Source organism: Streptomyces sp. NPDC002537 (genome assembly GCF_053594975.1).
Genome location: NZ_JBSFWT010000028.1, coordinates 1 through 14,272 on the forward strand (window position 1 = coordinate 1; position 14,272 = coordinate 14,272).

The following is a 14,272-nucleotide window of genomic DNA, read 5'->3' on the forward strand; positions in this document are numbered from 1 at the left end:
GGACGGGCTGGTTGTGCGGACCGTAGCCGGCACATTCAGCCCGTCCGGCGTTTGAGGACAAGCGGCGCAGCCGCTTTGGGGGTCCGGGGGTCTCCCCCGGTTTCGGGAAGGGGCGGGGCTGGGGAAGAAATCAGGCGCGTGTCAGGCGCAAGGTGACGATCTCGAAGGGGCGGAAAGACAAGCGGATATCATCCGCATCGGCCGCGGCGACAGGCCGCTCCAGCAGATCGCAGATGGATACCGACCCCACCGCGAACCCCGCCGTCAGGCGGACCCGGGCCCGCCCGCCCAGCGACTCGTACAGCCGCACCACGACATCCCCGCTCCCGTCGTCCGCGAGCTTCACCGCCGAGACCACCACGGACTCGCCGGAGACCGACACCAGCGGCTCCACGCCGGCGGACCCCGGAACCCGCCGCTCCGGCAGGTTGATCCGGTACCCCTCCCGTACCGCGTCCGCCAAGGACGCGTTCGGGACGAGCGCGTAGCGGAAGCGGTGCACGCCCTGGTCCGTGCGCGGGTCCGGGAACCGCGGCGCCCGCAGCAGGGAGAGGCGGAGCGTGGTCGTGGTGCCCGTGCCGCCGTCGCGTACGGCGCGCGTCACGTCGTAGCCGTACGTAGAGTCGTTGACGACGGCCACCCCCCAGCCCGGCTCCTCCAGGTGGACGAAGCGGTGCGCGCACGCCTCGAACTTGGCGGCGTCCCAGCTGGTGTTGGTGTGCGTGGGCCGGTGGAGGTGGCCGAACTGGGTCTCCGCCGCCACCTGGTCCGTGTGCACGTCGAGGGGGAACGCCGCCTTGAGGAACTTCTCCGTCTCGTGCCAGTCGACCTCCGTCGTGACGTCCAGCCGCCGCTCGCCGGCGGGCAGCGTCAGGAGCTGCTCCACCCGCGAGGCGCCGAAGGTCCGCACCACGCGTACCGCCCGGTCGTCCGTGAGCTCCAGCGTCTCGACGTCGGTCAGGTCCGTGACGGTGTTGCGGTAGAAGTGGTCCACGTCCCAGGCGTCCCACATGTTCGGGAAGTCCTGGTGCAGTTGGAGCAGGTTCGCCGCCGTGCCCGGCGCGACCGTCTCGCGCTCCGCCGCCGGGTCGTACACGGAGACCACGAGCCCCCGCCCGTCCACCTCGACCCGCAGCAGCCCGTTGTCCAGGACGAAGCCACCGCCCTGCCGGGGACGGGCCACAGGCGCCGCAGCGGGCGCGGACCCGACCGCCGCGCCGTGCGCCTCGGCGTCCCCGCGCGCGTGCGGCGCCGCGTTGAAGACCACGCTGCCGCCCGCCGAGCCGTCCCCGGCCAGTGCCGTCAGCGCCTCCCCGACGATCGTCTCCAGCTCCTCCGCCACCGCCGCGTAGGTCGCCGCGGCCTCCCGGTGCACCCACGCGATCGACGTGCCCGGCAGGATGTCGTGGAACTGGTGCAGCAGCACCGTCTTCCACAGCCGGTCCAGGGCCTCGTACGGATAGCGGAAACCCGTCCGCACGGCCGCCGTCGCCGCCCACAACTCCGCTTCCCGCAGCAGGTGTTCCGAGCGCCGGTTGCCCTGTTTGGTCCGCGCCTGGCTGGTGAGCGTCGCGCGGTGCAGTTCCAGATACAGCTCGCCCACCCAGACGGGGGCGTGCTCGTACTCCGCGTGCGCCTTCTCGAAGAACGCCGACGGCTTCTCGAAGACGACCCTCGCCGCCCCCTCCAGATCCGCGAGCCGCTTCGCCCGCGCGAGCATCTCGCGCGTCGTCCCGCCACCGCCGTCCCCCCAGCCGGTGGGCGCGAGGGAACGGGTCGCGCCGCCCTTCTCCTGGAAGTTGCGGACGGCGTGCGCGATCTCCCTGCCCGACAGCTGCGCGTTGTAGGTGTCGATCGGCGGGAAGTGCGTGAACACCCGCGTCCCGTCCAGCCCCTCCCACCAGAAGGTGTGGTGCGGGAACTTGTTGGTCCGGCTCCATGAGATCTTCTGCGTCAGGAACCACTTGGCACCCGCCAGTTTCACCAGCTGCGGCAGGGCCGCCGAGTAGCCGAACGTGTCCGGCAGCCACACCTCCTCGGTCTCGATCCCGAACTCCTCCAGGAAGAACCGCTTCCCGTGCACGAACTGCCGTGCCAGCGCCTCCGACCCCGGCATGTTCGTGTCCGACTCCACCCACATACCGCCCACGGGGACGAACCGGCCCTCCGCGACCGCCTTCTTCACCCGTGCGTACACCTCCGGCCGGTGCTCCTTGATCCACGCGAACTGCTGGGCCTGCGACATCGCGTAGACGAAGTCCGGCTCGTCCTCCAGCAGCGCCGTCATGTTGGCGGTCGTCCGGGCGACCTTGCGCACCGTCTCCCGCAGCGGCCACAGCCACGCCGAGTCGATGTGCGCGTGACCGACCGCGCTGATCCGGTGCGCCGAGGCGTGCGCGGGCGCCGCCAGCGCGTCGGCCAGCCGCTCGCGGGCGCGGGCCGCGGTGCCGCCGACGTCCTGCAGGTCGATCACGTCCAGCGCCCGCTCGACGGCCCGCAGGATCTCCCAGCGGCGCGGCGAGTCCACGGACAGCTCGGCCATCAGCTCGCCCAGCACCTCCAGGTCCTGGACCAGCTCCCACACCGTCCGGTCGAGGACGGCCAGGTCCATCCGGCCCAGCCGGTAGCGCGGCGCCGCGTCCGCGGTCTCCCGGTCGCCCAGTTCGGTCGGCACGAAGGGGTGGTAGTCCAGGATCACCGGGTTCGACGACGCCTCGACGTGCAGCAGCACGTCCTCGCCGCCCGCGACCTTCTCACCGATGCGCACCCACTGGTTGCGCGGGTTGAGCCCCTTCACCGGCGAGCCGTCCGGACGGTAGACCAGCCCCTCGCACTGGAAGCCCGGCATGTTCTCGTCGAACCCGAGGTCGAGCAGCGCCTCCACGGTCCGGCCCGCCCACTCCGCCGGCACCCGCCCGGACACCGTGAACCAGCTCGTCCCCCACGGAGGTCCCCATTCCGCGCCGGGCCCGGTCGGCACCCGCTCGGCGGCCAGCCCCTCCGCCACGGGCACGGGCTCGCCCGGCGCGTTCCACACCGAGACGGCCAGCGGCACCGACTCGGGGTACACGGCGGGCCGGACGCGCTCGTCCAGCACCCGCTTCAGTCGGGCTTCGGTGATGCTGCGGTCGTTGTGCATGGAGTCGGTGTCCTCACGCAGTAGGTCTACCAGGGGAAAGCGACGGACGCGGGTGCCGAGGAGGCGTACAGCTCGTCCACGGCGCGCACTTCGACGCGCGTGGCCGCCTCACCGGCGGTGCGGCGCAGCGCCGCGACGTAGTAGGCATGCCCACAGGTGCCGCCGAGGAAGCGGTGGCCCCCGCCGGGCAGCACCTGGTGGATCTCGTAATGGCGTACGGGCGTCCCGGCCGCGGCGGCGCCCCAGACCAGCCGCAGTTCGGCTGTGCCGTCGGCGCGCGTACGCGAAGCGGTCACCCGCACGGGGCCCGGCCGCGCGGGCGCGGGCGGCTTGGCATCCCGTACCGCGAGCGCGCCGAGCCGCCAGCGGACCGTGCCGTCGTCCGGCCCGCGGAGCCGGACGCCCAGGGTGCGGATACCGCGACCCGCCCGGCCGCGCAGCAGCGCGCCGACGCGCAGTACCGCCGTGGTCCAGCCGTGCCCGCCCGCGGGCAGCGTGCCCACGGGAAGGTACGCGAGGAGGCCCGAGTCCAGGGCCACGGCGAGCTCCACGCGCACCGCCGCGGAACCGGCGTCGGTACGGTGCGCCAACTCCACCACCGTCGCGCCGGACAGCGGCAGCCGCGCCGCGTACAGCTCGACGGTCGCCGCGTCGGCGAGCGCGCCCGTCACGAGGAGGCTGCCGCCGCCGCGCCACGCGTCGGCGAAGTCGAAGCCGACGGCCGGCCGGGCCCCGCCCGTACGGATCACCCAGCGGCGGCCGGGCAGCCGGTCCTGGAGGCCGAGGTGGTTCCAGGCGGAGTCGGCGACGCGCCTCCCCTTCTCGTACCAGGCGGTGCCGTGGCCGGTGTTGAAGCTCGTCGCGAAGGGCAGCGAGGCGAGCGTCGAACGGTCCGCGACGGACGCGGCGGGCGCCCGCCAGGGACCGGTCGGCGGCGCGGCCGGGTCGAGGGCATCCCCGGACCAGAAGCGGTCGTCCCGCGCGTGGAAGGCGGCAGGGGAGCGGCCGTCCGCGGGCAGGCTCGTCCACGTCCACTCGGGCCGGTAGAAGCCGTACGAGACGGTGTGCGGCCCGGCCGCGGGCACGACCGCGTCCCAGTCGACGCGTGTGTCCCAGCCGTGCGCCTCGACGTCGACACCGGCCCACAGCGCGTAACGGCTCCGCCCCAGCCGCTCCGCGCGGGCGGCCGACTCCACGAGCCCCGCCCGGTCCCAGCCGAAGTTGAGGAACATCGAGTCGGCCGCCTCGAAGAAGGCGGAGTTCCGGTCGTCGAGCCGGTTCTGCCACGCGATGTCGCCGGACACGGCCATCGCGTCGTACCAGGTGACCCGCAGCCCCTCGCCGCGCGCCCGCAGGTACCGCACGAAGTCCCGTACGTCCGCGCCCAGACGGGCGTCGCCGCCATCGGTCTCGGCGTTGAGGAACCAGCCGTCGAAGCCGTACGCCCGTGCCACCTGGACGAGCTTGTCCGCCAGCGGGAAACCACCGCCCGGTGCGCGCCGCACCAGGTCCTCGGTCCAGCGCAGCCGCCCGCCGTACGCGGTCGGCGGCAGGAACACCGTGCCCAGGACCGGTACGCCGTTGCGGTGCGCGGCGTCCACGACGGGCGCGTTCGGCGCCAGGATCAGCCCCTCGCCCGACGACCCGCCCCAGAAGACCAGTTCGTCGAGGTACGCCCAGTGCGTCGGCGCGTAGAAGTCGGCGGTGCCCGAACCCTGGGACGGATTGCCCGACGTGGGGGCGAACGCGGCCAGCGCCGAGACCCGCGCCTGCCCGGCACGCGCCGTGCCGTTCACCGGCGGCGGGACGAAGCGCGCCGCGAGCGGCACGGTGGCCCGGTTGAAGGCCAGATCCATGTCGTCCTCGACCCGCCACGCGGCGAGACTCCGCCACCGGACGCCCTCGCCGGGCGGGCCGTCGGGGAGGGTGTCGGGGAACCAGTACGAGGCGTACGGCTGAAGGGTGTTGTCGGTCGTGGCCGCGGCCGCGGTCGCGGCTGTGCGTGGCAGGGCGAGTGCCGCGAGGGTCGTGGTGCCGATGGTGAGGACGTGGCGGCGGGTGGGTCTTGGACACATGGCTGCTCCGCGGGGGTGGAGGGGGAGTTGGGCGCGCAATTCAGCCCGTCCGGCGTTTGAGGACGCGGCCGCAGGCGGCAATGGCGGGTCAGCGAAAGGAACTACCGGACCTGGGCCACGGTCAGTACCTCCGTGATGCCCCGCAGGGCCAAGTGCTCGGCGTCACCCGCCAATTGGGCCAGCACGCAAGCCGGTCGCCGCCCGCGCGCAGCAAGCCGCATCCACGCCTCGAAATACCCCCCGCCCGGCGCGCAGACGGACCGCAGCGGCGCCCCCGCGACATCCCCCGCCTCCACGACCAGCGCGGTCGACCGCGGCGACGCGGCGGGCCCCGCGGCACGGTGCTCACGGGCGAGACGGGCGAGCGTCTCGCCCGCCGGTTTGACCCGCCGGTCGTTGGTGAGCAGCCCCAGCCCGTACTCCAGCTCGGGGAAGTCCGCGAGCGCGCGGTCGACGTCGTGGGAGCACCACCAGGTGATGCCCCAGAGGTGCGGGCAGTCCAGCGCGTTGGTGACGGTCGCCTCGGTGAACGCGGCCGCCCGTTCGGGCGCGATGTGCGGGGCGGGCGCCCCGACCTCCTGGAGCCATACCGGCCGGGCCGGGTCGTGTGCCCACGCCTTGGACAGTTCCACGAGGTATGCCGCGTGCAGTTCGGTGGCGGCGCCCCGCGGCCCGTGCCGCTGCGCGGTGCCGTTGAAGACCCAGGAGTGCACGGCGGTCATGGCGCCCAGCCGCGCCGAGTGGGCGGGTGTGAAGGCGTGCGTGCCGTCGTACCAGGCGGGGTCGTAGGAGGCGTGCAGATGGAGGCGGCCCGGCGCGGCCCGCTCGCAGGCGGCGAGCATCCGGCGCAGCCAGGTCTCCGCCTCGGCGGGCCCGATCCGGTCGGGGTCGGGGTGCGGGTCGCCGGAGAACTGGTTGGTCTCGTTGCCGACGGTCATGCCGAGGAAGTGCGGCCGGCCGGCGAGGGCCCCGGCGAGCGCGCCCAGGTACTCCTCCTGTGCCGCGACGACCTCGGGGTCGGTGAACATGTTGCGGCGGTGCCAGGTCGTCGTCCACGAGGGGATGAAGTCGAAGCTGGACAGGTGGCCCTGGAGCCCGTCCACGGCGACGTCGAGCCCCCGCTCGCCCGCCGCGTCCACGAGGCTCACCAGCTGTGCGACGGCGCGCGGCCGGATCAGCGTGCGGTTGGGCTGGAAGACGGGCCACAGCGGGAAGACCCGGATGTGGTCCAGACCGAGCGCGGCGACGGAGTCGAGGTCGGCGCGGATCTCGTCCAGGTCGAAGTCGAGCCAGTGGTGGAACCAGCCGCGGGTGGGCGTGTAGTTGACGCCGAAGCGCATGGAGTGTCCCTTCGGGCGGGGGAGCGGGGCCGGTCAGCCCTTGACGGCGCCTTCGCCGACGCCGCGGAAGAAGTACCGCTGGAGGCACGCGAACAGCACGATGAGCGGGGCGACCGCGATGACGGTCCCGGCGGCGACCAGCCGCGGGTTCTGCTGGAAGGTCCCGTGCAGGAAGTTCAGGCCGACGGTCAGGGTGAAGTGGTCCGAGTCGGAGAGGACGATCAGCGGCCAGAGGAAGTCGTCCCACGCCCCCATGAAGGAGAAGATCGCGACGACCGCGAGGGTGCCCCGCGCGGACGGCAGGGCGATCCGCAGGAAGCGCTGCCACGCGTTCGCCCCGTCGATGACGGCCGCCTCCTCGATCTCGTACGGGAGGTTCGCGAACGCGTTCCGCATCAGCAGGACGTTGAGCGAGCCGACGGCGCCGGGCAGGACCACGGCGGTGAGGGTGTTGTTGAGGTGGAGGTCGCGCATCATGGTGAACTGGGCGATGACGATGGACTCCAGGGGCACGAGCAGCGCCGCCACGAAGGCGAGCCCCGCGAGCCGCCGGCCGCGGAACTGCAGCCTGGCCAGCGCGTAACCGGCCAGGGAGGCGCCGACCAGGTTGGTCAGCACATTGGCGACGGCGACCTTCAGGGAGTTCAGGGCGTAGTCCCAGACCGGGATGATGTCGGCGACCCCGGAGTAGTTGCGGAGGGTGGGGTGTTCGGGGAGGAGATCCGGCGGATAGGTGTAGATGTCCTCGGAGGCGCCCTTGAACGAGGTCGACAGCTGCCAGAGGAAGGGGCCCACGGTGATGCCCAGCACGACGAGCATCAGCAGGTAGCGCAGCGCCTTCTCCCGGCCGGAGGTCCGGTTCACGGCGCGCTCTCCCTGCGGTCGGCGCGCAGCACCAGCAGCATCAGCAGCAGGGCGACGACGAAGACGACGAGGGAGAGCGCGGAGGCATAGCCGACGCGCCCGTTGAGGCCCGTCCCGGTGCGCTGGACGAGCATGACGAGGGTGGTGTCCTGGCCGGCGGGCCCGCCGGTGGGCCCCGCCAGCAGGTACACCTCGGAGAAGACCTTGAAGGCGGCCACCGACGACAGGGCGCCGACCAGCACCATCGTGGAGCGCACGGCGGGGACGGTGACGCTGACGAAGCGCCGCCAGGCGCCGGCCCCGTCGACGGCGGCCGCTTCGTGCAGCTCGCGGGGGACGTTCGCGAGCGCCGCCAAATAAATGATCATGTAGTAGCCGAGGCCCTTCCACACGGTCAGCGCCATGGCGCTGAACAGCAGCAGCCATTCGTCACCGAGGAAGGCGACCGGCCCGGCCCCGAAGAACCGCAGGATGCCGTTGAGCAGCCCCCGGTCGTCCAGCATCCAGCCCCAGATCAGTGCCACCACGACGACGGAGGCCACGACCGGGGTGTAGAACACGGACCGGAAGAACGCCACTCCCGGCAGCCGCTTGTGCACCAGGAGCGCGAGCAGCAGCGGCAGCAGCACGGTGAAGGGCACCACCAGCAGGACGTACAGCCCGCTGTTGCGCAGCGCCACCCAGAACTGGTCGTCGTCCAGCATGTCCCGGAAGTTCCGCAGCCCCACCCAGCCGCCGGGCGTCAGGGTGCGGGCGTCCGTGAACGCCTTGTGCACGGTGGTGAGGAAGGGATACAGGTTGAAAGCGGCGATGATCCCGAGGCCGGGCAGAAGGAAGAGCCAGGGGCTGGCCGCGCGGTGGGTGCGCACGCGTACGGCGGGCTGTCGCACGGCCGTCAGCTCTGCTTGAGGAGCTTGTCGCTCTGCGCCACGGCGTCGTCCAGTGCCTGCTGCGGGGACTTCTTCCCCTGGAGGGCCTTGGCGACCTCGTTCTTCAGCGCCACCTTCATTTCCTCGCTCATCACCACCGGCGTGTAATTCACCGCGCCCTTGAGCATTTTCGCCGAGGCCACCCGTACCCGGCCCTCGTCGGTGCCGTCGCCCTTCGTCCAGTACGGGTCGTCCAGCGAGCCCTTGGTGCTGGGGAAGACGGCGACCTTGTGGGCGAAACCCTCCTGGTTCTTCCGGTCCGTGACGAAGTGCGCGAAGGCGATGGCGGCGGCCTTGTGGCTGCTCTGCTTTCCGACGGCCAGGCCCATCACATACATATTCGGTCTGCCCGTGTTGTTCGGGGCGTCCGTGATGCCGAGCTCCTTGTACAGGGCGGGCGCGTTCTTCCTGAACGTGTCCAGGTCGTGGGCGCTGCCCGGATTGATGGCCACCTTCTGTTCCAGGAACTTCTGGCCCGAGGTGTCGGCGGTGTTGGTGAGTGCCTGCGCGTCGAGTCCGCCCTGCCGGTACAGATCCTTGTACTTGCCGAGGAGTTCGACGCCCTTGGGCTCGTTGTAGGTGAACTTCGTGGCGTCGGCGTTCATCAGCCGCACGCCGTAGCGGCCGAAGTCCTCGATGGACGGGGTGCCCGCGAGCGTCGCCGTCCTCCCACCGGACCTCCGCGCCAGGGCGTCCGCGGTGGCGAACAGCTCGTCGTAGGTCCTCGGCGGCTTCTCGGGGTCGAGCCCGGCCTGCCGGAACAGCGCCTTGTTGTAGAACAGCGGACCGGTGTTGAGGTACCAGGGGAAGGCGTACGAACCGTCCAGGCCCGGCAGCGAGTTGCCCTGCCAGGACTCGGGGGTGTACTCGTCCTTGAACTTCGCGGCGGTCTTCTCCCGGTCCAGGTTCAGCAGCATCCCGGCCTTGGCCAGGGGATAGGAGAGATCGGGCGAGACATTGACGACATCGGGCAGGGTGCCCCCGCCGGCGTCCGCACTCAGTTTCTCCGCGTAGTTGTCGGCCGGCTGGTCCAGCCATTTGACCTTGACCTTCGGGTACTGCTTCTCGAATTCCCCGATCAGGCCCTCGAAATAGTCCTTGAAGTTGCTCCGGAGATTCCAGGTCTGGAAGGTGATGCCGCCCTCGGGAGCGCCGCCCGCGTCATCCCCTCCGGAACCGCCTCCGGAACCACAGGCGGTGAGCAGCAGGGCGGACGCGAGGAACGGAACGGCGGCAGCGGATCTCCGGGATATGGGCATGGCGCGGCGAACTCCTTCGGTAGGACCGGGAGGTGCGCAACAAAAGCTGCCCCCGCCGCCCGGTGAAGTCAATACCGCCGGCACCGGCTAATGCGCTTTAGTCGTCGGTGAGTTACGGTCGCCCAAGCGCTTTGGCGCGACCCGGTGGCCGACACCGCAGCAGGAAGGAGAAGCATGCGCCGCACCCCGGCCCGCCGCCCCACGATGAAGGACATCGCACGCCGCGCGGGCGTCTCGGAGAGCGCGGTCTCCTTCGCGCTCAACGGCCGTCCCGGGGTCTCCGACGCCACCCGGGCCCGCGTCCGCCGCGTCGCCGAGGAGCTCGGCTGGCGGCCCAGCACGGCGGCCCGCGCCCTGTCCGGCGAGGGTGCGGCCACGGTCGGCCTCGTCCTCGCCCGGCCCGCCCGCACCCTGGGCGTCGAGTCGTTCTTCCTCCAACTCGTCTCCGGAGTACAGGAAGTGCTCGCCGACCACCACCTCGGGCTGCTCTTCCAGGTGGTCGAGGACATCGACGCCGAGTGCGCCGTCCACCGGCGCTGGTGGGCGGAGCGCCGCGTCGACGGCCTCCTCGTCGTCGACCCCCGCACCGACGACCCGCGCCCCGCCCTGCTGGACGAACTCGGCCTGCCCGCCGTGGTCGTCGGAGCGCTCGACGGCGGCGACGGCGGCGACGGTGCCCACGGAGCGATCTCCAACCTCTGGGCCGACGACACCGGCGCCATGGCCTCCGTCGTCGGTCACCTCCACGGCCTCGGGCACCGCCGCATCACCCACGTCGCGGGCCTGCCCGAACTCGCCCACACCCGGCGCCGTATGGCCTGCCTGCGCGCCGAGGCCGAGCGGCGCGGGCTGCCCGACACCACCTCGGTGACCACGGACTACTCCGACGCGCAGGGCGCGGAGGCCACGCGCCGACTGCTGTCCGGCCCCCGGCCGCCCACCGCGATCGTCTACGACAACGACGTCATGGCCGTCGCGGGACTCGCCGTCGCGGCGGAGCGCGGCGTGGCCGTACCGGGCGAACTCTCCATCGTGGCCTGGGACGACTCCGTCCTCTGCCGCAGCACGCACCCGGCGCTGACCGCACTGGCCCGTGACACGAACGCCTTCGGCCGGCAGGCCGCACGACTGCTGACCGCGCTTCTGGCGGGAGCCCCGCCGACCCGGGTCCAGGCGCCGACCCCACATTTGACGACCCGGGAATCGACGGGCCGGGAATCGACAGGCCGGGCGTAGGCGGCACACGACAACCCCTCTACCCCAGCCCTTACCAACCGCTTAGTATGCGAACCGCACGCCACCCACCACCCCGTCCGGAGGCCCCTGTGAAGGCATGGCGAGTGCACACCAACGGCGAACCCCGGGACGTCATGCGTCTCGAAGAGGTGCCGGACCCCCGGCCGGCCCCCGGCGAAGCCCTCGTCCGCGTCCGCGCCGCCAACGTCAACTTCCCCGACGCCCTGCTCTGCCGCGGCCAGTACCAGGTGCGCCCGCCCATGCCGTTCACCCCGGGCGTCGAGACGTGCGCGGAGATCCTCGCCCTCGGAGAGGGCGCCGAGGGCACGGTGGGAGCGCGCGTCCTCGCCCAACCCGCCCTCCCCGCAGGAGGTTTCGCCGAACTCGCGGTCGTCCGCGCCGACACCCTGCTGCCCGCACCCGGGCCGTTGGACGACGCCGAGGCCGCCGCCCTCCACGTCGGCTACCAGACCGGCTGGTTCGGCCTGCACCGCAGGGCCCGGATCCAGCCCGGCGAGACCCTGCTCGTCCACGCCGCGGCAGGCGGCGTCGGCAGCGCGGCCGTCCAGCTCGGCAAGGCCGCGGGCGCCACGGTCATCGGCGTGGTCGGCGGCCCCGACAAGGCGAAGGAGGCCCGCGAGAACGGCTGCGACGTGGTCGTCGACCGCCGCACCGACGACGTGATCGCGGCCGTCAAGGACGCCACCGGCGGCCACGGCGCGGACGTCGTCTACGACCCGGTCGGCGGCGACGCGTACACCCAGTCCACCAAGTGCGTCGCCTTCGAAGGCCGCATCCTGGTCGTCGGCTTCGCGAGCGGCAGGATTCCCAGCGCCGCCCTCAACCACGCCCTGGTGAAGAACTACACGATCCTCGGGCTGCACTGGGGCCTGTACAACACCAAGGACCCGGCCGCCGTCCGCGCCTGCCACGACGCGCTGACGGAACTCGCCGCACGCGGCGCGATCAGGCCCCTCGTCAGCGAACGCCTCCCGCTCGACGCGGCCGCCGACGCCGTCCAGCGCGTCGCCGAGGGCAGGACCACCGGCCGCCTCGTCGTCGTCCCCGCCCAGGACGGCACGCGGTGAGCGCCGTCGACGCCGACGGGCTGCGCGACCGCGTCGCCGCCCTCCTCGCCGCGCACGACCCCGCCACCACCGGCCGCCTCGACTTCCTGCGCGCCCGCTTCGACGCCGGGCTCGCCTGGGTCCACTTCCCCGAAGGGCTCGGCGGACTCGGCGCGCCGCGCACCCTCCAGCCCGCCGTCGACGCCGCGCTGGAAGCGGCGGGCGCCCCCGGCAACGACCCCCGCCGCATCGGCATCGGCCTCGGCATGGCCGCCCCCACCCTCCTCCAATACGGCACCGACGAGCAGAAGCAGCGCTTCCTGCGCCCCCTGTGGACGGGGGAGGAGGTGTGGTGCCAGCTGTTCAGCGAGCCCGGCGCGGGCTCCGACCTCGCCGGGCTCGCCACCCGGGCCGTACGCGACGGCGACACCTGGACCGTCGACGGCCAGAAGGTATGGACCTCCAGCGCCCACCTCGCCCGCTGGGCGATCCTCATCGCCCGCACCGACCCCGACGTCCCCAAACACCGGGGCATCACCTACTTCGTCTGCGACATGACCGACCCGGGCGTCGAGGTGCGGCCACTGCGCCAGATCACCGGCGAGGCGGAGTTCAACGAGGTGTTCCTGACGGGCGTACGCATCCCCGACGCGCACCGCCTGGGCGAGGCCGGCGACGGCTGGCGCGTCGCCCAGACCACCCTCATGAACGAGCGCGTCGCCATCGGCGGCACCCCCGTCCCCCGCGAGGGCGGCATGATCGGCACCGTCACCCGGACCTGGCGCGAACGCCCCGAGCTGCGCACCCACGACCTCCACCAGCGGCTGCTGAGGCTGTGGGTGGACGCCGAGGCGGCCCGGCTCACCGGCGAGCGGCTCCGCCAGCAGCTCAAGCAGGGCCGCCCCGGACCCGAGGGCTCCGCCATGAAACTCGCCTTCGCCCGGCTCAACCAGGAGATCAGCGGCCTGGAGGTCGAACTGCTCGCCGAGGACGGACTCGGCTACGACGACTGGACGATGCGACGGCCCGAACTCGTCGACTTCACCGGCCGCGACGCCGGATACCGCTATCTGCGCGCCAAGGGCAACTCCATCGAGGGCGGCACCTCGGAGGTCCTGCTCAACATCATCGCCGAGCGCGTCCTCGGCCTGCCGCCCGAGCCCCGCGACGACAAGGACCGACCGTGGAAGGACCTCCCCCGATGACGCCGGACCTGCTCTACTCCGAGCCCGAGGAAGACCTCCGCGCGGCCGTCCGCTCCCTGCTCACCGCGCGCGGAGCCCCCGCCTCCGTACTCGCCGCGGCCGAGAGCGGCCGCCCGTACGACGCCGGGATCTGGAACTCCCTCAGCGGCATGGGCGCCACCGGGCTGCTCGTGCCCGAGAAGTCCGGCGGCCAGGGCGCCACCGCCCGCGAGGCCGCCGTCGTCCTGGAGGAACTCGGCCGCACCGTCGCCGACGTCCCCTACCTGACCAGCGCCGTCCTGGCCGTACGCGCCCTGCTCGGCTGCGACACCGGGCGCGCCGACGTCGCGACCACGCTCGCCGCGCTCGCCGAGGGACGACGGATCGGCACGCTCGCCGTACCCCTGCCGACCGCCCCGGGCGCCGCCGCGCGGCCGACCGTGAGCGCTCGACCCACCGGCCCGGAACGGGCGTTGCTCACCGGGACGGTGAACGCCGTCGCCGGTGCCGTCGGCGCCGACGTCCTCTTCGTCCCCGCCGACACCGGCCTGTACGGCGTCGACACCGCCGCGGAAGGCGTCACGGTCACCCCCTTCACCCCGCTCGACCTCACCCGCCCGCTCGCCCGGATCACCCTCGCCGAGGCACCGGCCACCCTGCTCGCCGAGCCCGCGCGCGCCCGCACCGCCGTCGACGCCGCCCTGCTCACCGGCGCCGGACTGCTCGCCTCCGAACAGCTCGGCATCGCCGAGTGGTGCCTGGAGGAAACCGTCCGCTACACCACCGGGCGGCGGCAGTTCGGCCGCGCCGTCGGCTCCTTCCAGGCACTCAAACACCGGCTCGCCGCACTCTGGCTGGACATCGCCGCCGCCCGCGCCGCGGCCCGCAACGCCGCCGACGCCCTCGCGACCGCCGCCCCGGACACCGCGATCGCGGTCGCCGTCGCACAGTCCCACTGCTCCGAGACCGCGGTCCGTGCGGCACACGAGTGCGTACAGCTCCACGGCGGCATCGGCATGACCTGGGAACACCCCGCCCACCTCTACCTCAAACGCGCCAAGACCGCCGCGACCACCCTCGGCACCCCCGGCCACCACCGCGAAACCCTGGCCGGCCTGGCGGACCTGCCCGCACCTGTGCACTGACGCCGCCACGTTCCGCCTGTGGCCCACCAACCCC

At 72.8% G+C, this 14,272-nt stretch carries 10 protein-coding genes; 4 read left to right on the forward strand and 6 right to left on the reverse strand.

Features of this window, described 5'->3' with window-relative positions:
- Positions 1 to 130: 130 nt before the first annotated feature.
- The 6 genes from ACWD4A_RS15270 to ACWD4A_RS15295 all read right to left on the reverse strand — a co-directional run bounded on the left by ACWD4A_RS15270 (position 131) and on the right by ACWD4A_RS15295 (position 9,606).
- Positions 131 to 3,139 (reverse strand): alpha-mannosidase, encoded by a 3,009-nt coding sequence (locus ACWD4A_RS15270; RefSeq protein ID WP_451193950.1) that lies wholly within the window; start codon positions 3,137 to 3,139, stop codon positions 131 to 133.
- A 26-nt stretch (positions 3,140 to 3,165) separates the two neighbouring features.
- The gene (locus tag ACWD4A_RS15275; protein ID WP_451193952.1) at positions 3,166 to 5,214 is read right to left on the reverse strand and encodes an endo-beta-N-acetylglucosaminidase; all 2,049 of its coding nucleotides are present in this window, start codon (positions 5,212 to 5,214) and stop codon (positions 3,166 to 3,168) included.
- Between the two features lie 101 nt (positions 5,215 to 5,315).
- Positions 5,316 to 6,554: a glycoside hydrolase 5 family protein gene (locus ACWD4A_RS15280; RefSeq protein WP_451193954.1), complete on the reverse strand. Its 1,239-nt coding sequence runs from the start codon at positions 6,552 to 6,554 to the stop codon at positions 5,316 to 5,318.
- A gap of 33 nt (positions 6,555 to 6,587) precedes the next feature.
- Positions 6,588 to 7,373, reverse strand: a complete 786-nt coding sequence (locus ACWD4A_RS15285) for a carbohydrate ABC transporter permease (protein WP_451194043.1) — start codon at positions 7,371 to 7,373, stop codon at positions 6,588 to 6,590.
- Between the two features lie 41 nt (positions 7,374 to 7,414).
- The gene (locus ACWD4A_RS15290) at positions 7,415 to 8,317 is read right to left on the reverse strand and encodes a carbohydrate ABC transporter permease (RefSeq protein WP_451194045.1); all 903 of its coding nucleotides are present in this window, start codon (positions 8,315 to 8,317) and stop codon (positions 7,415 to 7,417) included.
- Positions 8,314 to 9,606 (reverse strand): ABC transporter substrate-binding protein, encoded by a 1,293-nt coding sequence (locus ACWD4A_RS15295; RefSeq protein ID WP_451193956.1) that lies wholly within the window; start codon positions 9,604 to 9,606, stop codon positions 8,314 to 8,316. The genes ACWD4A_RS15290 and ACWD4A_RS15295 overlap by 4 nt, the downstream gene beginning before the upstream one ends.
- 174 nt (positions 9,607 to 9,780) lie before the next feature.
- Between ACWD4A_RS15295 and ACWD4A_RS15300 the strand changes: the two genes are divergently transcribed.
- The 4 genes from ACWD4A_RS15300 (at position 9,781) to ACWD4A_RS15315 (ending at position 14,238) form a co-directional block, all read left to right on the forward strand.
- Positions 9,781 to 10,842: a LacI family DNA-binding transcriptional regulator gene (locus ACWD4A_RS15300; protein WP_451193958.1), complete on the forward strand. Its 1,062-nt coding sequence runs from the start codon at positions 9,781 to 9,783 to the stop codon at positions 10,840 to 10,842.
- An 89-nt stretch (positions 10,843 to 10,931) separates the two neighbouring features.
- A complete protein-coding gene (locus ACWD4A_RS15305; protein WP_451193960.1) occupies positions 10,932 to 11,930 on the forward strand; it encodes an NADPH:quinone oxidoreductase family protein in 999 nt (332 codons plus the stop codon).
- Positions 11,927 to 13,114, forward strand: coding sequence for an acyl-CoA dehydrogenase family protein (locus ACWD4A_RS15310; protein ID WP_451193962.1), 1,188 nt, complete (start codon positions 11,927 to 11,929; stop codon positions 13,112 to 13,114). Before ACWD4A_RS15305 ends, ACWD4A_RS15310 begins: the two co-directional genes overlap by 4 nt.
- Positions 13,111 to 14,238, forward strand: coding sequence for an acyl-CoA dehydrogenase family protein (locus tag ACWD4A_RS15315; RefSeq protein WP_451193964.1), 1,128 nt, complete (start codon positions 13,111 to 13,113; stop codon positions 14,236 to 14,238). The genes ACWD4A_RS15310 and ACWD4A_RS15315 overlap by 4 nt, the downstream gene beginning before the upstream one ends.
- The last annotated feature ends 34 nt before the right edge of the window (positions 14,239 to 14,272 follow it).